General features: G+C 70.9%; 17 protein-coding genes and 1 pseudogene. 13 read left to right on the top strand and 5 right to left on the bottom strand.

Translation table 11 applies throughout. From position 1 onward, the window contains the following. Window positions 1–363: 363 nt before the first annotated feature. The 5 genes from ACZ402_RS14040 (at window position 364) to ACZ402_RS14060 (ending at window position 6,432) form a co-directional block, all read left to right on the top strand. Window positions 364–1,584, top strand: coding sequence for a metal-dependent hydrolase family protein (locus tag ACZ402_RS14040; protein WP_375823215.1), 1,221 nt, complete (start codon window positions 364–366; stop codon window positions 1,582–1,584). Between the two features lie 175 nt (window positions 1,585–1,759). Then, window positions 1,760–3,169 carry a glutamate decarboxylase gene (locus ACZ402_RS14045; RefSeq protein WP_375823214.1) on the top strand — a complete coding sequence of 470 codons (1,410 nt, stop codon included), beginning with the start codon at window positions 1,760–1,762 and terminating at the stop codon, window positions 3,167–3,169. Between the two features lie 93 nt (window positions 3,170–3,262). Continuing rightward, the gene (locus ACZ402_RS14050; RefSeq protein ID WP_375823213.1) at window positions 3,263–3,997 is read left to right on the top strand and encodes a hypothetical protein; all 735 of its coding nucleotides are present in this window, start codon (window positions 3,263–3,265) and stop codon (window positions 3,995–3,997) included. A 49-nt stretch (window positions 3,998–4,046) separates the two neighbouring features. Further along, entirely contained in the window at window positions 4,047–4,730 is a 684-nt protein-coding gene (locus ACZ402_RS14055; RefSeq protein ID WP_375823212.1) for a GAP family protein, read from the top strand. Window position 4,731: 1 nt separating this feature from the next. Continuing rightward, entirely contained in the window at window positions 4,732–6,432 is a 1,701-nt protein-coding gene (locus tag ACZ402_RS14060; RefSeq protein WP_375823211.1) for a cation:proton antiporter, read from the top strand. Between the two features lie 9 nt (window positions 6,433–6,441). On the opposite strand, the gene ACZ402_RS14065 is transcribed toward ACZ402_RS14060, so the two are convergent. Together ACZ402_RS14065 and ACZ402_RS14070 are read right to left on the bottom strand one after the other, a co-directional pair. Next, window positions 6,442–7,227 (bottom strand): tyrosine-protein phosphatase, encoded by a 786-nt coding sequence (locus ACZ402_RS14065; RefSeq protein ID WP_375823210.1) that lies wholly within the window; start codon window positions 7,225–7,227, stop codon window positions 6,442–6,444. 11 nt (window positions 7,228–7,238) lie between these two features. Then, window positions 7,239–7,796, bottom strand: coding sequence for an HdeD family acid-resistance protein (locus ACZ402_RS14070; protein WP_375823209.1), 558 nt, complete (start codon window positions 7,794–7,796; stop codon window positions 7,239–7,241). 312 nt (window positions 7,797–8,108) lie between these two features. Here ACZ402_RS14070 and ACZ402_RS14075 point away from each other — a divergent pair, with 312 nt between their 5' ends. Next, on the top strand, window positions 8,109–8,720 hold the full coding sequence (locus tag ACZ402_RS14075; protein WP_375823208.1) for a DUF308 domain-containing protein: 612 nt from the start codon (window positions 8,109–8,111) through the stop codon (window positions 8,718–8,720). A 556-nt stretch (window positions 8,721–9,276) separates the two neighbouring features. Here ACZ402_RS14075 and ACZ402_RS14080 read toward each other — a convergent pair. Next, a pseudogene (locus ACZ402_RS14080) lies at window positions 9,277–11,091 on the bottom strand (FUSC family protein); the annotation flags it as partial. A 405-nt stretch (window positions 11,092–11,496) separates the two neighbouring features. On the opposite strand from ACZ402_RS14080, the gene ACZ402_RS14085 reads away from it, so the two are divergent. From ACZ402_RS14085 to ACZ402_RS14095, 3 genes are all read left to right on the top strand, one after another. Further along, window positions 11,497–14,085: a YhgE/Pip domain-containing protein gene (locus ACZ402_RS14085; RefSeq protein WP_465272268.1), complete on the top strand. Its 2,589-nt coding sequence runs from the start codon at window positions 11,497–11,499 to the stop codon at window positions 14,083–14,085. Next, a complete protein-coding gene (locus ACZ402_RS14090) occupies window positions 14,082–16,268 on the top strand; it encodes a YhgE/Pip family protein (protein ID WP_375823206.1) in 2,187 nt (728 codons plus the stop codon). Before ACZ402_RS14085 ends, ACZ402_RS14090 begins: the two co-directional genes overlap by 4 nt. Window positions 16,269–16,620: 352 nt before the next feature. Continuing rightward, on the top strand, window positions 16,621–18,165 hold the full coding sequence (locus tag ACZ402_RS14095; protein WP_375823205.1) for a pectate lyase family protein: 1,545 nt from the start codon (window positions 16,621–16,623) through the stop codon (window positions 18,163–18,165). A gap of 101 nt (window positions 18,166–18,266) precedes the next feature. On the opposite strand, the gene ACZ402_RS14100 is transcribed toward ACZ402_RS14095, so the two are convergent. Next, complete coding sequence (locus ACZ402_RS14100; RefSeq protein ID WP_375823204.1) at window positions 18,267–19,256, bottom strand: helix-turn-helix transcriptional regulator; 990 nt, start codon at window positions 19,254–19,256, stop codon at window positions 18,267–18,269. A gap of 135 nt (window positions 19,257–19,391) precedes the next feature. Here ACZ402_RS14100 and ACZ402_RS14105 point away from each other — a divergent pair, with 135 nt between their 5' ends. The 3 genes from ACZ402_RS14105 to ACZ402_RS14115 all read left to right on the top strand — a co-directional run bounded on the left by ACZ402_RS14105 (window position 19,392) and on the right by ACZ402_RS14115 (window position 21,800). After that, window positions 19,392–19,787 (top strand): RidA family protein, encoded by a 396-nt coding sequence (locus tag ACZ402_RS14105; RefSeq protein WP_375823486.1) that lies wholly within the window; start codon window positions 19,392–19,394, stop codon window positions 19,785–19,787. A gap of 259 nt (window positions 19,788–20,046) precedes the next feature. Next, window positions 20,047–20,421, top strand: coding sequence for a PadR family transcriptional regulator (locus ACZ402_RS14110; protein WP_375823203.1), 375 nt, complete (start codon window positions 20,047–20,049; stop codon window positions 20,419–20,421). Continuing rightward, the gene (locus ACZ402_RS14115) at window positions 20,421–21,800 is read left to right on the top strand and encodes a permease prefix domain 1-containing protein (protein WP_375823202.1); all 1,380 of its coding nucleotides are present in this window, start codon (window positions 20,421–20,423) and stop codon (window positions 21,798–21,800) included. Before ACZ402_RS14110 ends, ACZ402_RS14115 begins: the two co-directional genes overlap by 1 nt. A gap of 57 nt (window positions 21,801–21,857) precedes the next feature. On the opposite strand, the gene ACZ402_RS14120 is transcribed toward ACZ402_RS14115, so the two are convergent. Then, window positions 21,858–23,108 (bottom strand): FAD-dependent monooxygenase, encoded by a 1,251-nt coding sequence (locus ACZ402_RS14120; RefSeq protein WP_375823201.1) that lies wholly within the window; start codon window positions 23,106–23,108, stop codon window positions 21,858–21,860. 103 nt (window positions 23,109–23,211) lie between these two features. Between ACZ402_RS14120 and ACZ402_RS14125 the strand changes: the two genes are divergently transcribed. Continuing rightward, window positions 23,212–23,793: a TetR/AcrR family transcriptional regulator gene (locus ACZ402_RS14125; RefSeq protein ID WP_375823200.1), complete on the top strand. Its 582-nt coding sequence runs from the start codon at window positions 23,212–23,214 to the stop codon at window positions 23,791–23,793. Window positions 23,794–23,799 lie beyond the last annotated feature (6 nt).

The raw sequence follows: 23,799 nt of genomic DNA on the forward strand, positions 1-23,799 counted from the left end.
GGTGGCCGACGCTCTCCTGGACCGGTCCCGCGCGGCCACCGTGCGCCCGGGCGCCCAGATCCACCCGTCGTCGCGAACATCGTTCGACATCGTCGTAAAAACCTCCAGATCGGCCGTTCCGGGCCGCAGGTCGACAATCCCAACCCAGTCGTACCACGGGACCCCCCCGTCAGCATGCCCAGAAAGGGGCATTCCGGGTGAAGGTGCGGGTGAAAGGCCGGGTGGTGCACCGTGTGAGGGGGCGGGGGAAATTGCTCATTCGACGTCCGGTGCGGAAGTCGTGCTGGTTAGCATCGCCGCATGAGCGCATCCACGGCGGCAACCCAGCGAATGATCATTCGGAATGTCCGAGTATTCGACGGCGTGAGCGAAAAAACGCTCGACAATGCGGACGTACTGGTCGAGGGCCAGCACGTCGTCACGGTCTCGTCGTCACCCGTGGGAGGCCACGAGACCGACGGCGTCATCGAGATCGACGGCGCGGGGAAGTTCCTCATGCCCGGCATGAGCGACGCGCACGCGCATTTGATGGGCAACGCCAACACCATGATGGATTTCGTCCAGGGTCCGACCGGGACGTTGTACGGCAACACCATCGCGGAGGCGCGGCGCATGCTCCTGCGCGGGTTCACGACGGTGCGCGACATGGGCGGGGACACGGCGCCGGTGAAGGCACTCATCGACCGCGGTGTCTTCGAGGGCCCGCGCATCTTCCCGAGCCAGGCGATGATCTCCCAGACGTCGGGGCACGCGGACTTCGCGTTCGTCTACGACGTGCCCCAGGAGTTCGGTGGTCGGCCGAGTCGCACCGACGATCTCCACTTCACGCGTGTCGCCAACGGCGTGCCGCATGTCCTCGCCGCGGTGCGCGAGCAGCTGCGGCAGGGAGCGAGCCAGATCAAGCTCACTCTCGGCGGCGGCGCGGCCTCGATGTACGACCCGTTGAGCACGCTGCAGTACACCCCGGAGGAGATCCGCGCCGCTGTGCAGGCGGCCGCCGACTACGGGACCTACGTCGCCACGCACGTGTACACCGTGGACGGCATCCGACGTGCGATCGACGCCGGCGTCCGTTCGATCGAGCACGGCCACCTGGCCGACGAAGCCACGATCCAGCTCGTCGGGGAGACGGGGACGTGGCTCTCGATGCAGCCGTTCGCAGAGCCGGACCATCACTACCCCGACCCGGCGCGCGCCGCGAAGAACGCGCAGATCTGCACGGGGACGGAGCAGGTGTACGAGTGGGCCAAGAAGTACGGCGTCAAGACCGCGTGGGGGACCGATCTTCTCCTGGAGCCGCAGTCGGCGTCCCGGCAGAGCGTCATGGCGGCGCGCATGAGCGAGTTCTACAGCAATGTCGAGGCGCTGAGGATGCTGACGTCCGGGAACGCGGAGCTGTTCGAGCTCGCAGGAGAGCGGAACACCTACCGTGCCGGAAAGCTGGGCGTCATCGGCGAGGGGGCGTGGGCCGACCTCGTCCTGGTCGACGGCGATCCGCTCGCCGACCTTTCCGTGATCGCCGACCCCGACGCGAACTTCAAGCTCATCGTCAAGGGCGGAAAGGTCGTCAAGAACACGCTCTGACCGCGGCGGAGGTGACCTCGGAGAAATCCTGGTGACCGAAAGGAGAGCGGACGCCGAGCCCGCCGGAGATGCGGTGCGACGTTCGCCGGTGGCGCGATGACGGCCTCCGCCCGATCGGCATGCCGCCACCGTCGACCCACGACCGACCCACCCCACCGAGCACCAGGAGGACAGCATGACCGTCAACACCACGAAGGCTCGCCAGACGACGAACATCGACCCGACGCTGAGCGTCAACCCGGTCTTCGTGCGACCCGGAGAGGCGACGGAGCTCGACAAGTTCAAGATGCCCGGGGGGCCGAGCCTCCCCGAGACGGCGTACCAGATCGTTCACGACGAGGCGATCCTCGACGGGAACTCGCGCCTGAACCTGGCGACGTTCGTGTCCACGTGGATGGACGACTACGCGCTCAAGCTCTACAGCGAGTCGGCCGACAAGAACATGATCGACAAGGACGAGTACCCGGCGACCGCAGCCATCGAGGACCGCTGCTGGCGGATCCTCGCGGACCTCTGGCACGTGCCCGACCCCACGGACACGATCGGGACCTCCGCGATCGGCTCCTCCGAGGCGTGCATGCTCGGCGGGCTGGCGCTCAAGCGTCTCTGGCAGGAGAAGCGCAGGGCCGAAGGAAAGTCGACCGAGCGGCCGAACCTCATCATGTCCGCCGCGGTGCAGGTCGTCTGGGAGAAGTTCTGCAACTACTGGGACGTCGAGCCCCGGTACGTGCCTGTCACGCCCGACCACCTGGTGCTGGACGGCTACAACCTCGAGGACTACGTGGACGAGAACACGATCGGCGTGGTCGCGATCCTCGGCCAGACCTTCACCGGGCTCTACGACCCTGTCGAGGCGCTCGCGAAGAAGCTCGACGAGATCGAGGCGAAGACCGGGCTCGACGTCAAGATCCACGTCGACGGGGCGTCCGGCGCCATGGTGGCGCCCTTCTGCCAGCCGGACCTCGTCTGGGACTTCCAGATCGACCGCGTGAACTCGATCAGCACGTCCGGTCACAAGTACGGACTGGTGTACCCCGGCGTCGGATGGGTGGTCTGGCGCAGCACCGCCGTGCTCCCCGAGAGCATGATCTTCCACGTCAGCTACCTCGGTGGGGACATGCCGACGCTCGCGCTGAACTTCTCCCGGCCGGGGGCGCAGGTCCTGCTGCAGTACTACCAGTTCCTGCGCCTCGGTCGGGAGGGCTACCGGGAGGTCCAGCAGAACTCGATCGACGTCGCCACCTATCTCTCGAGCGGGATCGCAGAGATCGGGCCGTTCGAGCTCATGAGCAAGGGCGACACCATCCCGGTGTTCGCCTGGGTGCTCAAGGACGGGTACACGGACAAGTGGACCCTGTACGACCTCGCCGACCGACTCCGGATGAAGGGCTGGCTCGTCCCGGCGTACCCGATGGCGGACGACATGGCCGACGTCGTCCTGCAGCGCATCGTCGTCAAGGTCGGGCTCAGCCGCGACCTCGCCTCGGCGCTCCTGGCCGACATCAGGGGCGAGGTCACGTTCCTCGACGCGCTCGACGCACCGCTCCCGCGAGAGGCCTCGAGCGGGTCGCACTTCCACCACTGAGCGGGCACGGCGGGGCGGGGGCGGTCTCGCCGCCCTCGCCCCGCGGCCGTCCCGTCCACCCGTCCTGCCGGCCCATCGAGGGGAACCGTCGCCATGAGCGAAGCGATCATGACCGCGTCCGTCCGACCACGGCCGTTCCTGGTCCCGACCCTGACGAAGCAGTGCTGGGGGTTCATGATCGGTTCGTCGTTGTTCGCGATCGGCTCGGCACCGGGGTTCGGGTCGTGGGCAGGGTCGTCGGTCGCGAACCTCCTCTACTTCGTCGGGGCGCTCTTCTTCACCGCGGCCGGGTTCGCCCAGCTGCTCCTCAGCGGGGCGGTGAGCGTCCCCGTGCACTACGCGCCCGGGCGCATGGTGCGGGCCGAGTGGCTGACCGCGGCCACCCAGTCCTTCGGCACGATCATGTTCAACGTCAGCACCACCGCCGCCCTGTACGCGCGATCGCGCCACGCCGAGACGGAGTACGTCTGGAACCCGGACGCGGCGGGGTCCCTGGCGTTCCTCGTGAGCGCCAACCTCGCGTTCGTCGCGTACGCACGCGCAGGCGCGACGTGGTGGGACCCGCGGCGGATCGGGTGGTGGTCGGTAGTCGTCAACTTCGTCGGCTGCGCCGCGTTCGCGGTCTCCGCGGTCGGGGCGTTCGTCCTCCCGAACGGGTCGGCGATCAGCAGCTCGCTCGCAAACGGCGGGACGTTCGTGGGTGCGCTCTGCTTCTTCGTCGCGTCGCTCGTCGTCCTGCCGTGGTGGAGCCGCCGGCGCGCGTCCGACGCCGTCGGCGCCGCCGCGAGGCGGGACGGGAGCCCGGGGCCGGGACCGTCGGACCGCTGAGGCGGGCGACCGGCGGGCCCACCACCCCTGGACCGACCCCGGAGGGCACGTGCTCACAGTTCTCGCAGACCTGCTGACGATCGGTGTCGCCGTGGCGATCAGCCCGCTCGCGATCGTCGCCGTCATCCTCATGGCCACGTCCGGCAAGGGGCGCACCAACGGCACGGCGTTCGTGCTCGGCTGCTACACGTTCGCGATCGTGTTCATCGGCCTGCTCGTGCTCCTGGGGCGATCGAGCGGGACGGACGAGGCAGGTTCCGAACCGCACTACGCCGTCGACGCCCTCGAGATCGCGCTCGGGCTGGCGCTCGTCGCGCTCGCGGTCGTGCAGTGGCGGAAGCGGTCGTCGACGGAGACACCGAAGTGGATGGAGAGCATCGACCAGCTCACGCTGATGAAGGCCTTCCTCATCGGCGTGCTCATCTCCGGTCCGCTGTCGCCCAAGGACCTGCCGCTGCTCATCGCCGCCGGCGGTCGGATCTCGCAGGCCTCGCTCGCCGTGGCCGAGGTCGTCGCGGTGATCCTCGTCTTCGGGCTCCTCGGCGTGACGGCGGTGGCGGTCCCGTGGGTGCTCAGCGTCGTCGCCCCGGGCCAGGTCGAGAAGAAGCTCGCCGCGCCGCGGGACTGGCTCGTCGCGAACCACGCGGTCATCATGACGGTGCTGTTCGTGATCCTGGGGACCAAGCTGATCGGCTCCGGCGTCTCCGACCTGACGACCGCCGGAGGGTCGTGACGTGTCGACCGAGATGCTGCTGGTCGTCATCTCTGCGGTCGTCCTCATCGTCGTCGTCACCGTGCTCGCCCGGAAGGTGGGCGTCGCCGGCCCGCTCGTCCTGGTGGGCATCGGCGTCGCGGTCAGCTACGTCCCCGCGATCCCTCCGATCTCGGTCGAGCCGAACCTGATCCTCGTCGGGGTGCTGCCCCCGCTCCTGTACTCCGCCGCCGTCGCGGCGCCCCGGATCGAGTTCCGCCGGGACTCGACCGCGATCGGGGGGCTCGCCGTCGTCCTCGTGATCGTCAGCGCGCTCGTGCTGGGAGTGTTCTTCGCCTGGGCGGTCCCCGGCCTGGGGCTCGGCCTCGGCATCGCCCTCGGGGCGATCCTGAGCCCGACGGACGCGGTCGCCACCTCGATCGTCAAGGAGCAGGGGGCGCCGCGCCGCGTGCTGGCGGTGCTGGAGGGGGAGAGCCTGCTCAACGACGCCACGGCCCTCGTGACCCTGCGGACGGCGATCGCCGCGGCCGCGGTGGGCTTCTCGGTGCTCGGTACGGTCGGCTCGTTCGCCTGGGCGGTGCTGTCCGCCGTCGTCGTCGGGGCCGGGGTCGGCGCGATCGCGCTGCGGGTGCGGGCCTGGACGGGGAGTGCGACCGCCAACACCGCGCTGGGACTGACCGTGCCCTACCTGGCCTACCTTCCGACCGAGGCGCTCGGTGGCTCGGGTGTCGTCGCCGCTGTCGCCGCCGGGATCGTCTGCGGACGCGGTGCGACGCGCTGGCTGACGCCGGAGCAGCGGATCTCCGACAAGCTCAACTGGCGGACGGTCGAGTTCGTCCTCGAGGGCGCCGTCTTCCTGGCGATGGGCCTCGAGCTCTACGGGATCGTCTCCCACGGCGACGCCGACGGGGCGCACCTGCTGGGTGCGCTGTGGATCGCGCCGGTCGCGCTCGTCATCCTGACGGGCATCCGCGCCGCCTACGTGTTCCCGATGCTCGGTCTGCACAACGTGCGGGTCCGCAGGTCGGTCAACAAGCGCCTCGCCGCGCGGGAGAAGGCGTTGCGCGACGGAGAGGATCCGCCTCGACCGCTGGTGGTCCTCGGCGAGCGACGGAACGCGAGCGCACCGGAGTCCATCCGTCGCCTGCGCAACGACATCGACTACTACGAAGCGGCGCCGTTGACGTGGAAGGACAGCACCGTCGTCGTCTGGGCGGGCATGCGCGGCGTGGTGACCCTCGCGGCGGCCCAGACGCTCCCGGAGCAGACCCCGGCACGGGACCTGCTGGTCTTCATCGCGTTCGTCGTGGCCGCCGGGAGCCTGATGCTCCAGGGTCTCACCCTGCCGGCTCTCGTCCGTCGGCTCAGCGGCCCGGCCGCCGACCGCGACGCGCCCGACGACGTGCGCCTCATCCATGCCGACCTGCACGACGTGGCCGAGCGAGCCGTCGCTCGCCGCACGGTGGCGCGTCCCGACTCGACGGCGTTCCCGCCGGAGCTCTACCGGTCGTCGCGGCCGTGGTTCTTCGAGATAGGTCGTGCGCGGCACGACGCCGGTCCCGACGCGCTCGAGTTCGAGCTTGCGCTGGTCGGCATCATGAGGGAGCGCCTGCGTGGCCTCACGTCCTCCGGACAGTACGACAGCGGTGCCGCGCAGTACGTCTTCGACGAGCTCGACGCGTACGAGATCACGCTGCGGCTCCACCTCGCCGGCGGCGAGTGACGAAGAGCCTCACCCAGCGAGGCGTCGCCGGACGGTGCTCAGCTCGCGAGGCGTGAGACCGCCCGACATCAGGTACTCCGCGCTCCCGCCGCCGGCGCCGACCCACGCGAGCGCCTGCTGGATCGCGGACGGGGGCGTCCCGGTGGCGAGCGTCCGCAGCTGCGGCGTGACGGTGATGCCGAGCGACTCGATCATGTGGATCATGCCGTCCGCCCACGGACCGGAGAGATTGCGCTGGGACTGCGCGTAGTCGTCGACGGTCGCCGTGCGCTCGACCCCCACCGCGTCGAGGAGCAGCGCGACGGCCACGCCGGTCCTGTCCTTGCCGGCGGTGCAGTGGACGACCACTGCCGTGGGAGCGCCGTCGTGCGAGGCCGCGACGATGCGCGCGACCTCGGCGAACGCCGCGGCGGACCGCTGCAGCATCCAGACGTAGAGGTCGCCCAGTGCCGGCAACGACTCGATGCCCGCACGGACGTCGTCCGACGACGGCGCGCCCGCCGGGCCCGTCAGGGCACCGATCTGCTCGCCGATGGCCCCCTGGGCGATCGCCAGCCGGACCGTGTCGAACGGCCTCGTGCTCGGCAGCCGGTCGGGCGCGGCCTCGCGTTCGGCGGAGGTGCGGAGGTCCGCGACCACACCGATCTCCGTCGCGGCGAGCTGGGCGACTCCCTGGTCGGTGAGGCTCCGCAACGCCTCCGACCGGTAGAGCACCCCCGGGCGGGTGTAGCCACCGCCCTGGAGCGGGAGCCCGCCGGTGTCGCGAAAGTTGTACAGGCCGTCGAGGGTGGTCACGGTGCGGCTCCTCATGCCCGGACGGTTCCGTAGCGGAAGCCGCGCACGATGTTCACGAGGCCGAGGACGATGAGGGAGAGGCCCAGGAGCCACCACAGCACGGTGACGCCCCACAGCGGTGTGAGGAGCAGGACGACGCCCGCGACGATCGACAGGATCGCGAACAGGATCGAGATCGTCTTCGAGGCGGCGTCACGGAGCGAGGTCAGGTCCACGATGCCCTCGACGATCCACAGGATCCCGACGAGGATCCCGAGGAACAGCGCGAGGAAGGTGGTGGTCTGGCCGAGGTTCAGGAAAGCCAGGACGCCCGCGACGATGAACACGACCCCGAGGAGGATCCGACCGACGCGCGCCCACCCGCCCTTGCCGCCGCTGAAGAGCCCGAGCCCGAGGTGGACGAGGCCCGCGATGATCGCATAGGCCGCGACGATCGCGGTGACGACCATCGCGGTACGTCCCGGCCACACGAGAATGAGGACGCCGAGGATCGCGCTGACGAGCCCGCTCACGCCGACGGCCGTGCGGATGCCGTTGACCGTGCGGATCGTTCCGGAATTCGTGCTCACAGACGTCCCTCTCGTGCAGTCGGTCGCATAGCCTCTCGACGACGACCGTGCCGGCCGCGTCGGACATTGCTACGCCTATGAGATCGATTGTGTCCACGGCGTCGCGATCCTGCCTGGGAATGCCCTGAATATCACCCCGGCGGTCACCCCGGCGGTCACCCGATATTCCATTGAATGCGCGCGGGAGAGCGGAAAGATATGCTCGCCCGGACGCCGCCGCGCATCCGTGCGGAACGGGCTCTTCGTCGGCGCACCGAATATCCCCGCCGATCGGTTGCTCGCACGTCGTCCTGCGACGAGAGGTCATGCGGCATGTCGACACCGGGCCCACGCACCGTCGCCGAGAACGACGAGCCCGGCTCCCTCGGCCACCGCCTGCGGGCGGTCATCCGGGCGAGCGGCGTCGTCGCGCTCGTCCTCGGGATGCTCGTCCTGGCCTGGCCGACGAGGACCGCACAGGTGGCGGCCGCGATCGTGGCGGTCTACGCGCTCGTCGTGGGCGTCGTCTACCTGGCGTTCGCGTCCTCGCGCTCCCGCGCGCGAGGTGCACGCGTCGGGTTCGGGCTGCTGGGGGTGCTCGGCGTCGTCGTGGGCGTCGTCGCCCTGACCCACCTGGGCCGCGCCACGGTGTGGCTCGCCGATCTCGTGGGCATGCTCGTCGGCATCCTGTGGATCGTCGAGAGCGTCGTCGCCGTCGTGACGATGCGCTCGGAGGCGGCGGCCCCCGGTCCCCGGCGTCCGGCGGGCTGGACGTTCGCGTTCGCGGGCGTCAGCGCTCTCGCCGGGGTCGTCCTGCTGCTGGCTCCGATGTGGGGTGTCGCTGCGCTGTGGTGGGTGCTCGGCGTCTCCCTCGTCGTCCTCGGCGTGATCCAGATCCTTCGGACCGTGCGGACGGGCGCGACCCCGCGGGCGGCCGCGACCTGACCTCCGAGAGGTGTCGCAGAGCCCACTCGACCCGGCCCAGGGCGAAGAGCGCCGACGCCTGGGACGCGCTCGCGTCCGACGGCAACCGATGGACCTGGGAGACGACTGACGCGGCGAACGTGGACGTGCCGTCCCGCGCGTGGTCGAGCCGACCCCGGGTGGCGTCCGCAGCCGCTCGGACGTCGGCGATCGCCTCCTGAACGACGAGGTCGCCCGTGCCGCTGCTCCCGGCCGCCTGCGCCCCGCGCACCATCACCGCCTGCGCGAAGGCCCCGCACGCGCGGGTCGCGACGTACATGAGATGGATGGCGGACACCTCTGACACGTGGCGGCCGAGCAGCGCCGTCGACATCGTCTCGACGGTCTGCTCGGCGTCGTCCCGTGCAGCCTCGAGGTCGTGCAGGGCAGCGAGGGCCTCGTCACCGTCGCCGCGCCCGCCGAACGTACGGTCCCCGACCTGGAGCAGCTGGTCCAGCGCATGGAAGTAGGCGCTCACCGTCACCAGCAGGGCGGGGTGCGAGCTCGCCGAGAGGATCAGGTAGGCGCACAGGACGCCGATGGCCGCTCCCGCCAGGGTCTCCTCGAGCCGGAGCTCGAGGATGTCGTGGCGGAGGGCGCCGAGCATGGCGTAGATCGCGACCACGACGACCGTCATGAAGAACGACGTGTAGACGTAGTTGACCGGCCCGAGGTAGAGCATGCCGAACACGGCGACGACGCTGATCCCGACGAGGACGCTCGTGTGCTGGTCGGCCAGGGAGACGGCCCCGACGCCGACGACGATGCCTCCCACCGTCCCCGCGACCCGCCGGTACGCACGGGTGAGGACGCCACCCCGCGTGGTCGTCCCTGCGAAGATGACGAACGCGCTCATCACCGCCCAGTACCAGCGGCTCGCGGAGATGGCTTCGCCGACGGCGGCCGCCGTCGACGCCGCGATCATCGCCTGCACCGCGAGCCGGCTCGTCGGCGCCCACTCCCGCCACGGCGTCCAGCGCGGGTGGGGCACGCGGCGCTCGGGACGTGGTGCGGCAGCGCCGACGCCGGTCCACGCGTGGGCTCTCGACGGGTCCGGAGCACCGACCGGGGGCATCGGGGTGCCACGTGTCTGCTCGGCCTGGCGCAGTCGGGCGTGCGCGAGCGTGCTCCGTGCGACGAGATACTCCAGGACGCCGTCACCACGGGGTCGCCCTCGCGAGGAGAGCGTGCGGGTGGCCCACGCCCTCGCGGCCTCGACGCGGGCGCTCGACGGGTGCGGGCCGAGCACCGCGTCCAGGTGCGCGAGAGCGGTCGGGACGGCGCTCTCCCTGGTCCCCGCTCGGCGATCGGCAGCACGGGCCAGCTCGTCGCACGTCTCCTCGGTGCAGATCCGGGCGTCGAGCACGAGCCGGGCGAGCGACCGCTCGCTGCAGCCGACGTGGCGGGACGTGGAGTAGTCCTGCTGCCATGACGTGAGGGCACGGCCGACCGCGTCGATCCGGGCGAGCCGGGTGCGGAGCGTGCCGGTGCGGGCCGGGTGGGACGCGGAGCGGAGTGCGGTGGCGGACGCGATGCGCAGCTCGGCCAGGAGGGCGAGCAACGTACGGCGAGGGTGCTCGAGCCGGAGGAGGGCGCGGGCGACGGCCTGGGTCGCGACCGCGCCGACGGCGATCAGGCAGTAGGCCGGCAGCTCTTCCGGGGTGGGCCGCATGAAGAGGGTGAAGAGGTAGCCCATGAACGCGAGCATGCCGATCGCTGCCGCTCGGGGCCCGTACCGGCGGACCCACGTCGCAGCGCCGGTCAGTGCCACGAAGACTGCGAGAACCGCTGGTCGGTGCGCGGACAGCAGCGCGGCGACGGCGACCGCCGTGGCGACCGTGGGGACCAGGAACAGGGCCGTGCCGGCGCGGGCGCGAGGTGTGCGGTCCTTGACGACGTTGCCTGCCTGGGCCGACAGGAACACCGCCATGGCCAGGAGGGCGGGGTCGGCGTGCAGACGTCGCACGACCTCGAGCGCGAGCACCGCGCTGCACAGCACGCCTGCCGACACGACCGCCGCGGAGGTCAGGCGCCTGCGTCCGGGATCGCGTGCAGCCAGGTTCTGCGCGACGAGGCGCGGTCCGTCGGGACGCCGTGAGGCGACCACCACGGGGCCTACGGGGCCGTCGCCTCGGCCCGCGCTGCGGCGAGGAGCCGGTTCGCCAGGACGTCCATGTTCCGGCCTACGACGACCGAACCACTGGTGTCGGGCCGGACGACTCGTGTGCGCATGAGGTCCTCCTGGGTGCGATCTTCCCGCGTCTGGAATCATCGCGCGGTGCATTTCCGTCGCCCATGCCACATGGTCGGACGAGTCACGGTCGTACCGCGGCTCGCGGCGTGTCATCCGCATTTCCTACGTCGAGATCTCTGGGCGTGTCGCGCCGTTTGACGGTAGCACCGGCCCTTGTCAGGAGTGCGGCGGGCCAGGAACTTCACCTGAGCGCGCACACGGGTCGTCACCCGTTCCTCACCCGTGCACGACGCAGTCCGGGTGCGTGCTGCGCGGCCTCCTGCGGGCCGAGGCGCAGCGGAGCCGGTGGGGGATGCCAGGGTGATGTGACGGGTGATCTTTGCCAGGTATCACGGGTCGACCGAGAGTTTTTGTGCGGACCGCGCCAAACTCGTGCACCGAGGCACGAGCCCGTGCACCGACGGAACGCGGTCGTCCGCTGACGCGGAACAATCATTGTCCGGGAGGCGCCCAGGCGACGTCCATATGCACTCGCTGCACACCGCGGGGCGACGGGGAGGAACGATGGCCAATGCCCTGAGGGTGTTTCGCCGCGATGCCCGGAGAATTCTTCAGGTACCGAAGGTGTGGGCCATCGTCCTGGGGCTCGTCATCATGCCGTCCATGTACGCGTGGGTGAACATCCTCGCCTTCTGGGATCCGTACTCGGACACCGAGCACGTCAAGGTCGCGGTCGTCAACCTCGACGAGGGGGCGTCGTCGGAGATGACGGGAGAGCTCAACGTCGGCGACCAGATCGTCGACCAGCTCAAGACCAACGACCAGCTCGGGTGGGGATTTCTCGAGAAGGACGCCGCGATGCGCGCGGTGAGATCCGGAGAATACTATGCCGCCATCGTCGTCCCGCCCACCTTCAGCAAGGACCTGCTGAGCATCACCACGGGGACCTACGTCCGCCCGGAGCTCGACTACTACGTCAACGAGAAGGCGAACGCGATCGCTCCGAAGATCACCGGCGTCGGAGCGTCGACCCTCGATTCTCAGGTGAACAGCACGTTCGTCTCCACCGTGGCGAAGACCATCGCCGAGGACCTCGAGAAGGCCGGCGTCGACACGGGGGCCCACCTGCTCGACGCGAGGACGACGACGCTCGACGCTCTCGACGCCACCGTCGGAGAGCTGGAGGCCGCGCGCGGCGGCCTCGCGGACCTGCAGACGACGCTCGCCGACGCGGGGACCGCGCTCACGGACGCCAAGAGCGCGCTCACCCAGGTGGACGAGACGATCGGCGACGTCCAGTCCTCGATCACCGAGGCTCAGACCCTCGTGGCCGACGCGCAGCAGGACCTGGTCTCGTTCACCGACTCGGTCACGTCGGCGTACGTGTCCGGCGCCACGCTGCTGTCCGGGGCGTCGGCGCGGCTGAACCTCGCCGTCACCACGCTCTCGGCAGGTGTGCAGCACGCGAATCTCACCATCGGCACCGCGATCGACGACGCGGGGGCCGTCGCGGACGCCAGCAGCACGGTGCTCGCCGAGCTCCAGGCGCAGCTCGCGACGATGGACCCGGCGGACCCCGGGTATCGCGAGCTGAGCGAGGCGGTCGACCGGCTGGCGGAGCGCAACGAGGCGGACCGGCAGCTCCTCGGCGACCTGGCGGCGCTCAACCAGGACATCACGGACGTCTCCACAGCCCTCCAGACGACCGCCACCGCGATCAACGGCGCCGTCCAGGACTCGGCGAGCTCGGCGGGCGCCATCCACACCGTGCTGATCGGTACCGTCCCGGAGATCAACCGGACCATGGCCGAGCTCTCGGCGAGCGCCGGCGCGTTCTCGACCGCGCTCGAGGCGCAACGAGAGCTGGTGACGCAGGCGGTCGTGCTCCTCGACGGTCTCGAGGGGCAGATGGCCGAGGCGAGCTCCGCGGTCACCCTGCTCGACGGCAACCTGGAGAGTGTCGAACAGGACCTCGAGAGGTTGCGGACCGACGTCAGCGCTCTGAGCAGCGCCGAGGTCTGGCGCAAGCTGAGCGCGCTGACCGAGCTCGACCCGCAGCAGGTCGCGCAGTTCATGTCGTCGCCGGTGGAGGTGAAGCAGCACAACCTGTTCCCCGTGGCCACCTACGGGTCCGCCATGGCGCCGTTGTTCACGAACCTCGCTCTGTGGATCGGTGCGTTCATGCTCGTCGTGCTCCTCAAGCAGGAGGCAGACACCGACGGGATCCCGGACCTCACCGTGCGCCAGGCCTACCTCGGGAGGTGGATGCTCCTCGCAGCGCTCAACGTGCTCCAGGCGCTCCTGGTCAGCATCGGCGACGTCGTCATCGGGGTGCAGATGGCGAGCGCCCCAGCGTTCGTCGCGACCAGCGTCTTCGCCGGGCTCGTCTACGTGTCGATCATCTACGCGCTCGCGGTGTCGCTCGGCTACGTCGGCAAGGGTCTGGCGATCCTGCTCGTGATCATGCAGATCCCCGGTGCCTCGGGCATCTACCCGATCGAGATGATGCCGGGCTTCTTTCGGTCCCTGTTTCCGCTCTTCCCCTTCACCTACGGCATCGACGCGATGCGCGAGACCATCGGCGGGTTCTACGACGGCTACTACTGGCGGTACGTCGCGGTGCTCCTGCTGTTCGCGGTGCTGGCCTTCGTCCTGGGGATGTTCCTGCGGCAGAGGCTCGGCAACTTCTCGCGGCTGTTCAACGTCAAGCTGGCCGAGACGGGGCTCTTCGTCAGCGAGGACGTGCAGATCTTCGGTTCCCGGCGCCGCCTCGGCCAGATCGTCCAGGCGCTGAGCGATCGACAGCGGTTCCGCGAGGAGACGGCACGTCGGGCGGAGTGGTTCGCGAAGCACCATCTGACCGTGATCCGGCTGGCGTTGCTGATCGGTCTCGTCGTGAGCGCGGTACTTCTGGGCATCGCCTGGGTCGTGCCGGACGCCAAGGCGACGATCCTCGGCCTCTGGGGCGTGCTGTGCCTGCTCGTGATCGGGACCATCGTGACGATCGAGTACATCCGGCAGAACATCGTCTTCGCGGGGAAGGTGGAGGGGATGCCCGAGAGCACGCTGCGGCAGGTCCTGGCACGGGAGGAGCGAGCCACCCGCTCGGACACGCCTCTGGCTGAGCTCCAGGGGCACGGGGACCGGTCGTGAGGAACGTCTCCCTGCTCTTCCGTCACGACCTGCGGCAGGCGACGCGGAGCACGATCGCCCTCGTCGTGCTGTTCGGGGTCGTCGTCATCCCCTCGTTCTTCGCCTGGTTCAACGTGCTCTCGAGCTGGGACCCGTTCGGCAACGTGAAGAACCTCAAGGTCGCGGTGGCCAACGCTGACGAGGGGTACGAGGGTGGGCTGTTGCCCGTGCGGATCAACATCGGGGATCAGGTGCTGTCCGCCCTGCGCGCCAACACCGACCTGGACTGGGTGTTCACCAGCCCGGAGGAGGCGATCCGGGGCACCGAGGCGGAGGAGTACTACGCCGCTCTCGTGCTCCCCGCGGACTTCAGCCAGCAGATGATGACCTTCCTCGTGCCGGGCGCGACGTCGGCCCGGATCGACTACTACACCAACGAGAAGACGAACGCGCTGTCGCCGAAGATCACGGGCGAGGCGGCGACCGAGGTCTCCGTGCAGATCAACGAGACCTTCACCAAGACGTTGAACGAGGTCGGGCTGGGGGTCGTCTCGTCTCTCGCGGACAACCTCGAGGACCCCGAGACGCGCGCGGCCATCTCGCGGCTGGAGGCGAACGCCACGGCGCTCGCCTCCCAGCTGCGCGCGGGAGCCAGCAGCGCGCAGGCCCTCGGCATGCTCGTCTCGTCCAGCAAGCCGCTGGTGAGCAGCGCGTCGTCGCTCGCGACCTCGTCGGTCGACGCCCTGCGCGAGACGGCCGGGGCGATCGGTGACGGGTCGAACGCGGCACGGGCACTCGGTTCCACGCTGGACACCGCGACGGAGTCGCTCGCTGCGGCCTTCTCGACGAGCGCTGACAGCTATCGAGAACTCGGGGCACAGGTAGACCAGCTCTTCACGTCGCTGGACTCGCAGAACCAGACGGCGGTGGCGACCTTGAACACGCTCGCCGCGCAGGTCGACTCGCAGATCACCGCCTACCAGGGAGTGCGAGACGAGCTCCAGGCGCAGGCGGACGCTGCGACCGACCCCGTGCTGCGCGACGCGCTCGAGCTGGTCGTCTCTCGCATCGACGGAGCCCTCGCTCGCCAGGAGCTGTTGCGCGACCGCCTCCAGGAGGCAGCGACGCGGCTGTCCCAGGGCGAGACGGACAGCCAGGCGACGCGTGACGAGGTCATCGCTCTCGTCGACGAGGCCAGGAACGCCGTCGAGGGCGTCCAGAGCTCGTACGCCGACAGCCTGAGGCCCCAGCTCGACCGGCTCGCCGGCACGCTCTCGTCGATCAACGGCGGCTTCGTCGCCATCGGTGACGACCTGTCGGGCGCGGTCTCTGCGTTGTCGGAAGGCTCCGGGTCCCTCGCTGGCGTGCTCACGGCCGCCGAGGGCACCATGACGACGATCGCCGGGGATCTGGACGCCGCGGCCGCCCGGTTCGACGGCGTGGCCTCCGCGCTGCGCGAAGCCTCGGAGTCGGGCGATCTCAGCAAGCTCACCGAGATCGTCGGCCCCGACCCGGAGACCTTCGCCGGCGAGCTGAGCTCTCCCGTGGCGCTCAAGACCATCCCGGTGTTCAAGGTCGACACGTTCGGTGCCCAGATGGCGCCCTTCTACTCCGTCCTGGGCCTGTGGGTCGGTGCGCTGCTGCTCTCGGTCCTGATCCGGGTCGACGTGGTGCGGGATCGTCTACCGGCCGGGACGGACCTCACGCTCCCCCAGGAGTACCTCGGCCGCTACGGCATCTTCGCCGTCCTCGCTCTCCTGCAGAGCTCGCTGCTGTACGTCGGGCTCATCGGCTTCGTCGGCGTGCGGCCGGTCTACCCGGCACTGCTGATCCTCGCGGGCTGGGTGATGTCGCTGGTCTTCTCGCTCATCACGTACACGCTGGTCCTCTCGTTCGGCGAGGCCGGCAAGGCCCTCGCCGTCTTCCTGCTCGTCGTCCAGATCTCGGCCGGGGGTGGGGCCTACCCACTCAGCGTCCTCCCGCAGTGGTTCCAGAACATCAGCCCCTTCCTCCCGGTCTCCCACGCGACGACCGCAGTCCGCGCGGCCATCGCGGGGATCTACGACGGGGACTACTGGATCTCCCTCGGTTGTCTCGCTCTCTTCGTCCTCCCCGCCCTGCTCCTCGGTCTCGTTCTCCGGGTCCCGCTCATCGGTCTCAACGACGACCTCGCCAAGGCGCTCGAGTCGACCCGGCTGATGTAGCAGCGGGAGAGAGTCGGTACGCCGCCGACCCTCCTGCGACACGAGCGTGACGCTCCCCGTCGGCAGGGTGCGACGGTCAAGCGGGAGTCAAGAACACCCGGCTTGCGCAATGGGAAACCGGTATCCTACGATCGGGAAACCGGTTACCCAGATCTCTACCTCCTCCGAGGGCCTCGACGAGCTCGTCGAGGCGGGCCAGCCCGACGTCGTCGTCGGGAGCCGCGCAGTGCGCACGACCCGGCGCCCGCGCACCAGGACGAGGTCGCCGCGTCGACCGACGCGAGCGCGGACCTGGCCACCGCGAGTCACCACGCACCGCCCCCAGTTCGATGACGAAAGGTGAGGCACCACGATGAGACGACCCGTCGCACGACGACTGCTCGCGGCCACTGCCGCGACGGCCCTGGCGGCCACGATGGGCGTGACCGCCCTGACCAGCACGGCGAACGCCGCCGTGACCGGGAGCGCGACCGGCTACGCGACCCTGAACGGCGGCACGACCGGCGGTGCCGGCGGCCAGACCGTCCGCGCCACGACCGGCACCCAGATCCACGCGGCCCTGTGCAACAGGGCCAGCGACGACACCCCGATCGTCATCGAGGTCGAGGGCACCATCAACCACGGCAACACGGCCAAGGTCTCGGGCGACAGCTGCAACACGGCGGCCGGCGTGATCGAGCTCAAGCAGGTCAGCAACGTGACGATCGTCGGCGTCGGCAACGGCGCGACGTTCGACCAGCTGGGCATCCACCTCCGCGAGGCCAGCAACGTCATCATCCAGAACGTCACCGTGAAGAACGTCAAGAAGTCCGGCTCGCCCACGTCGAACGGCGGCGACGCGATCGGCATGGAGAGCGACGTCCGCAACGTGTGGGTGGACCACGTGACGCTCGAGGCGTCGGGCGGGGAGTCCGAGGGCTACGACGGCCTGTTCGACATGAAGGCGGGCGTCCAGTACGTGACGCTGTCCTACAGCATCCTGCGCAACTCCGGCCGCGGCGGCCTCATCGGCTCGAGCGAGAGCGACACGTCCAACGGGTTCGTGACGTTCCACCACAACAAGTACGAGAACCTCGACTCGCGCACGCCGCTCCTGCGCGGCGGCATCGCCCACATCTACAACAACCACTACGTGCACCTCAACGAGTCCGGGATCAACTCGCGGGCCGGGGCGAAGGCGAAGGTCGAGAACAACTACTTCGAGGACTCGAAGGACGTCCTCGGCACGTTCTACACGGACCAGAAGGGCACCTGGCAGGTCGCAGGGAACGTCCTCGACAACGTGACGTGGTCGAGCCCGAGCGGTGACATCCAGCCGGCCGGTCCGAACCTGACCTCCACGACGTCGGTCAGCATCCCCTACTCCTACACGCTCGACGGCGCGAGCTGCGTGCCGAACCTCGTGAACCAGACCGCGGGCGCGAACAAGGGCCTCAAGGTCTCGGACGGCTCGTGCACGCCGCAGACGCCGGACCCCGACCCCACCGACCCGACCGACCCGACCGACCCCACGGACCCGACCGACCCGCCGTCGGGCACCAACCTCAGCCTCGGCGCCGGCGCGGACGGCTCGAGCAAGGCGAGCGGGACGAGTTACGGCAACGCGATCGACGGCAGCACCGCGACGTGGTGGTCGCCCAGCGGCTCGACGGGGACCGTCTCCGTCAAGTGGGGCACCGCGACGACCGTCGGCAGGGTCGTCGTCAAGGAGGCCGCGGGCGGCGGCAGCATCGGGACGTGGCGGCTCGTGAACAACGACACGGGCGCCGTCCTGAAGACGGGCAGTGGTGCGGGGACGATCACGTTCACCGCGACGTCGCTCAAGAAGATCAACCTCGAGATCACCGGCGCGTCGGGCACGCCCCGCGTCGCCGAGCTCGAGACCTACGCCGGGTAGCCCGACCCTCCTCCGGGAGACCCGTGCACGACCCCGGGCGGGACCACCTGGTCCCGCCCGGGCTCGACGACGGCCCCGCCGCGCCGTCCGCGGCGGGGCCGTCACTCTGTCGGGGCGTCGTCCGGTGCCCCGTAGCGTCGCGCGGTCGCGACGGCGCGGTCCCGCAGCAGGTCGCGCAGCGGTGCTGGGTCCAGCACCTCGGCGTCCGGCCCGAGCTGCCACACCGCCCAGACGGCGTGCCGGAGGTCCTGGAAGCTCACGTCGAGCACCAGCAGGCCGCCGTCGGCGACGGACTCGGCGTGGACGGAGACCGCGGTGCCTACGAGCACGTCCCGTCGGTCCGGCACGAGCCGGACGCGCGCGACGACCTGGTCGTCACCGGCCCGGAACCGGGCGCTTCGCTCGCGCCAGAGCTGCTCGAGGTCGACGACGTCGGGACGGTCCGCCGGTTCGGCGAGCGCCACGGCGGCAAGGACCCGGGAGAGGCGGTACGTACGGTCCTCCCCGCCGACCGTGGCGAGCAGGTAGCCCGTGCCGCGGGCGGTGACCATGCCCACCGGGTCGACCTCGCGCGAGGCCGGTGTTCGGCCGACGGCCGCATAGCGGATCCGGAGCTTCCGCCCGCCGAGCACGGCGCGCCGGACCTCGCGCAGGACTGCCACGGGGACCTCCTCGGCAGCCTGCCGGCGAGCGAGCAGGTCGATCTCCGGCTCGACGAGGATCCGACGGGCCGCGTCGTCGGCCGCGCCACGGTGGGCCTCGGGAAGCGCGTCGACGACCTTGCGGACGGCCGACGCGAGCGCGCTTCCCAGGTCGAGCACATGCCCACCACGACCCGACGTGGCGGCGAGCACGGCGAGCGCCTCGTCCGGGGTGAGGCCAGTGAGCTCCGTGCGGAACCCGGGCAGGAGCGTGAAGCCTCCGTGCCGGCCGCGCTCGGCGTAGATCGGCACGCCTGCGGCGGAGAGCGCCTCGACGTCCCTCAGGACCGTGCGGGTCGACACCTCGAGCTCACGCGCCAGGGTGGTCGCGGACAGCCGGCCCCGCTGTCGGAGCAGCAGCACCAGGGAGACCAGCCGGTCGGCGCGCACCTGAGAAACGTACCGGGATACATGACAGGGGGTGTCGTCTATCGCCGAGAGGCTCGGAGACGGGTGTGCGGGACGTCGGCCACGAGGGTCGACGCGCGCGCCCGGCAGGACGAGTCGGACGGAGTCGGCATGGCAGTGGAACGAACGGCGATCAACCCCGTGACGTGGTCGCAGGAGCTGGGGTTCAACCAGGCGGAGCTGGTCTCGGGGCACGCCCGGACCCTTTTCTGCTCCGGGCAGACGGCGATGTCGCACGACGGCCGCCCCCGGCACGAGGGTGATCTCGCGGCGCAGCTCACGCTGAGCCTGGACAACCTGGAGGCGGTGCTGAGCCAGGCGCGCATGACGCTCGCGGACGTCGTCCGGCTGAACGTCTACACGACCGACGTCGACGCGCTCCTCCAGCACTACGGGGTGCTCGCCGCACGGCTCGGGGCCGCGCGCGTGGCCCCGGCGACGACGATGCTCGGGGTGACCCGCCTGGCGGTCCCCGGACAGCTCGTCGAGCTGGAGGCGACCGCCGTCGCCTGACCGAGCACGCACGCGGCGCCGGGACCGGGGTCACCCCGCTCCGGCGCCGCCGGCGTTCCCGTACGGCTGGAAGAGCAGCGACGAGGCGCGGGGCTTCCGTGTCCTCGCTCCGGCGCACCCCGGCCTCGAGTGCGGCGCTGGCCCACGCGCGCCCGCCCAGGGCTGACGGGTGGCCGTCCGGTCACCGTAGCGGGGGGCGGGAACCACACCTAGATCTGCTAGGGTCTCTATCCCTAGAAGAACTAGGCATAGGAGTGCCATGCGAATCGACAAGGACCTCGTGGCCGCGTCGGCCACCCCGCTCGTGCTGGGGATCCTCGCGGACGGCGGGTCGTACGGCTACGCGATCCTCAAGCGCGTCGACGAGCTCTCGGGAGGCCGCATGCAGTGGACCGACGGCATGCTGTACCCGCTGCTGCACCGGCTGGAGAGGCTCGGTCTCGTCGAGGCGTCGTGGGGCACGTCCGACGTCGGACGGCGCCGCAAGCACTACGCGATCACCGCCGCGGGACGCGAGGCGCTCGTCGAGCGCCAGGCCCAGTGGGACGTCGTCGCGCACGCGCTCCACCAGGTCTGGCGAACGGCGCAGGACGGGCTGCCGACCCCGCCGCGCGTCGCGGAGGGGTGGGCCTGATGGGCGCCACGACCGCCCCGGCGGACGGGGTGAGCCCGGGCCCGCACGCCGCGCTCGAGGCCCAGATCGACCAGTGGCGCGGCTACGTCCGCCGCCGCGAGGCCATCTCCGGCGCGGACGTCGACGAGATGGAGGACCACCTGCGCGAGCGGGTCGAGGACCTGCGCGCGACCGGGCTCGACGACGACGAGGCGTTCCTCGTCGCCGTGAAGCGCATGGGCACGCTCGACGACCTGTCGCGCGAGTTCGCGCAGGAGCACTCCGAGCGGCTGTGGAAGCAGCTCGTCCTCGTCGGCGAGCAGCCGACCGGCCGCACGCGGTCGTGGCGCGAGCTCGCGGTGGTGCTCGCGCTCGCCGTCGCGGTGGGCGTCACGGTCAAGGTCGCGACCGTGCTCCTCCCCTGGGAGACGGTCGGCCTCAACGTCGGGCTCCTCGTGCTGCCGTTCCTCACGGCCTACCTCGCGTGGAAGCGGCAGGTCACGGCACGGGTGGTCGGCGCGCTCGTCGTGCCGTTCGTCGCGCTGGGCCTCGTCCTCAACCTGTACCCGTTCCAGCCCACGGACTCGACCTTCGTCCTCGCGGCGCTCGCCGCCCCCGTTGCGCTGTGGTCCGTCGTCGGGCTCGCGTACGTCGGCGGGCGGTGGCGTTCGCACCCACGACGCATGGACTTCGTGCGGTTCACGGGCGAGCTCGCCGTGTACTACACGCTCATCGCGCTCGGGGGCGGCGTCCTGCTGGGCCTGACGATCGGGGTCTTCTCGCTCGCCGGCGTCGACCTCGAGCCCTACCTCGACTCCTGGATCCTGACCCTGTGCGTCCCGGCGGCGCTGATCGTGGCCGCGTGGCTCGTCGAGGCCAAGCAGAACGTCGTCGAGAACATCGCGCCCGTGCTGACCCGCGTCTTCACGCCGCTGACGCTCGTCATGCTCCTCGCCGCGTTCGTCGTCCTCGCGACCGCGGGGAACCTCGCCGCCGTCGACCGCGAGCTGCTCATCCTCATGGACGCGATCCTCGTGCTCGTCCTCTGCCTGCTCCTCTACTCCGTCTCCGCGCGCGACCCCCTCGCGCCGCCGTCGTTCTTCGACGGCCTCCAGGTCGTCCTCGTCGTCGCGGCGCTCGCGGTCGACGCCGTCGCGCTCACCGCGATGCTCACGCGCATCGCCGAGTTCGGGGTCAGCCCCAACAAGGCCGCCGCGCTCGGGCTCAACCTGCTCCTGCTCGTGCACCTCGTGTGGTCCGCCGTCCTGGCGACGGCGTTCCTGCGCGGACGGCGGCCGTTCGCCGACCTCGTGGCCTGGCAGACCCGGTTCCTGCCCGTGTACGCGGCGTGGGCCGCGATCGTGGTCGTCGTCTTCCCGCCCGTGTTCGGGTTCGTCTGACGGCGTGCCGTGCCGGGCCCGCAGCGGGCCCGGCGCGGCACGGAGCCGGGCGGTCGCTCAGCGGACGGGCTGCGGCGCCGAGTCGGTCACCGGGAGCGACGGCGCGTCGCCGCCGGCCGTGAACATGCGGCGCACGAGCGGGCGCAGCGCGCGCGACAGCATGACGCGGGTGGTCGCGCGCAGCACCGCGGCCTCCAGCCGGCTCCCCGGCACCATGCGCGCGATGCCGCCGCCGGGGATCTTCTTCCCCGCCTCGACGAACGGGGCGACGTCGGCCGCGTAGCGCCGCGCCGCGCCGGCCGGGTCGTCGGGGGTCGCCCCCAGCCGCGTGGCGAGGAGGTAGGCGCCGACCAGGGCGGTCGCGGTGCCCTGGCCCGTCATGGGCGAGCCGCACGACGCCGCGTCCCCCAGGAGCACGACCCGGCCGGCGACGGGGTCGGGGACGTCGATGCGCACGAGCTCGTCGAAGTAGAGGTCGGACGCGTCGGACATCGCGTCGAGGATCGTCGGGGCGTGCCAGCCCGCGCCCTCGAGGAGGCCGCGGACCAGCGCCTCCTGCCCCGCCCGGTCGCCGCGGAGCGCGGGGTCCCGGTCGACCCGGAGCGTGAGCAGGGCCTTCGAGGTCGAGGGGTCGAGGTCGGGGCGGATCCCGAACGTCGCACCGGGCACGAACCGCATGGCGAACCAGCCCGGCTCGACGTCGTCGGGCGTGGGCAGGGTGAAGAACGCCGCGTAGCCGCCGAGGTACGTCGCGAACTGCTCCTCCGGGCCGAACGCGAGCCGGCGGGTCGCGGAGTGGACGCCGTCGGCCCCGACGACGAGGTCGAAGCGCGCGTCGTCGGCGTGCTCGAACGTGACGTCCACGCCGTCGGCGTCCTGGGTGAGCGCGGTGATGCGGTCGCCGTAGCGCAGGTCGAGGAGGCCCGGTGCCTCGTCCCCGGCCGCGACGAGCGCGTCGAGCAGGACGCGCGCGAGGTCTCCGCGCGCGATCTCGATCTCCGCCACGGCGCCCTCGCCGTCGAAGGCGGCCATCGACATGCGGCCGAACACCCGACCCCGACCGTCCACGTAGGCGAGGCCCTCCTCGTGCACCCGGCGCTGCTCGATGCCGGGCATGAGGCCCAGGCGGGTCGCGACCTCGCGGCTCGCGCCGCGGAGGTCGACCGCCTGGCCCCCGGGACGCGGGGCCGTGGCGCGCTCGACGAGCGTGGTGCGGCGGCCCTGCCGCACGAGCTGCAGCGCGAGCGCGAGCCCGGCGATGCCGCCGCCGGAGACGAGGACGTGCGGGGTGTGGTCGGTGCCGGTCATGTCGGTGCCCTCCGTTTGGACGTTCGTCTTAAACACATGTCTAACAGAGGGGTGGCACGCTTGTCTAGAACATTTGTCTGACTCTCGAGATAGACTGTCCCTCGTGGGAAACCGTGAAGACCTCCTCGCCGGCGCGCGCCAGGTGATCGTCGAGCGCGGCGTCGCCAAGGCGACCGCGCGCGAGATCGCCTCCGCGGCCGGCGTCAGCCTCGCCGCGATCGGCTACCACTTCGGCTCCAAGGAACGCCTCCTCACCGAGGCGCTCCTCGAGTCGCTCGGCAGCGGCATCGGCGACTCGATGGAGGCGGTCGTCCAGGAGACCGCGTCGCTCCCGCTCCTCGAGGGGTTCGCCGCCCTGTGGAACCGCATGCCCGAGGTGTTCGCCGCGCACCGCGAGGCCCTGCTCGCGAGCCTCGAGAACTCCGTGCGCGTCCTGCGCGACGGCGAGGCGAGCCGCGAGCTGGCCGCTGCGACCGGGCAGGGCTACCTCGGGATCCTCGAGCACCTGCGGGCGGCTCGCCCCGAGCTGAGCGAGGACGACCTCGCGGCCGTCGCCCGGCTCGACTTCGTGCTCGTGCAGAGCCTCGGCATCCTCTGGCTGCTCAGCCCGGACGCGATCCCGAGCGGGGACGAGCTCGCGCGCGCCGTCGCCGTCATCGCCGGACGGGTGGACGACGAGGGCTGACGCCGC

The sequence above is a fragment of the Cellulosimicrobium sp. NPDC030954 genome (genome assembly GCF_055571305.1).

Excerpts from the sequence above, each read along its gene's own strand:
- ACZ402_RS14075 (WP_375823208.1), top strand. The coding sequence starts at position 8,109 with ATGTCGACACCGGGCCCACGCACCGTCGCCGAGAACGACGAGCCCGGC.
- ACZ402_RS14110 (WP_375823203.1), top strand. The coding sequence starts at position 20,047 with ATGCGAATCGACAAGGACCTCGTGGCCGCGTCGGCCACCCCGCTCGTG.
- ACZ402_RS14085 (WP_465272268.1), top strand. The coding sequence starts at position 11,497 with ATGGCCAATGCCCTGAGGGTGTTTCGCCGCGATGCCCGGAGAATTCTT.
- ACZ402_RS14095 (WP_375823205.1), top strand. The coding sequence starts at position 16,621 with ATGAGACGACCCGTCGCACGACGACTGCTCGCGGCCACTGCCGCGACG.
- ACZ402_RS14120 (WP_375823201.1), bottom strand. The coding sequence starts at position 23,108 with ATGACCGGCACCGACCACACCCCGCACGTCCTCGTCTCCGGCGGCGGC.
- ACZ402_RS14050 (WP_375823213.1), top strand. The coding sequence starts at position 3,263 with ATGAGCGAAGCGATCATGACCGCGTCCGTCCGACCACGGCCGTTCCTG.
- ACZ402_RS14045 (WP_375823214.1), top strand. The coding sequence starts at position 1,760 with ATGACCGTCAACACCACGAAGGCTCGCCAGACGACGAACATCGACCCG.
- ACZ402_RS14115 (WP_375823202.1), top strand. The coding sequence starts at position 20,421 with ATGGGCGCCACGACCGCCCCGGCGGACGGGGTGAGCCCGGGCCCGCAC.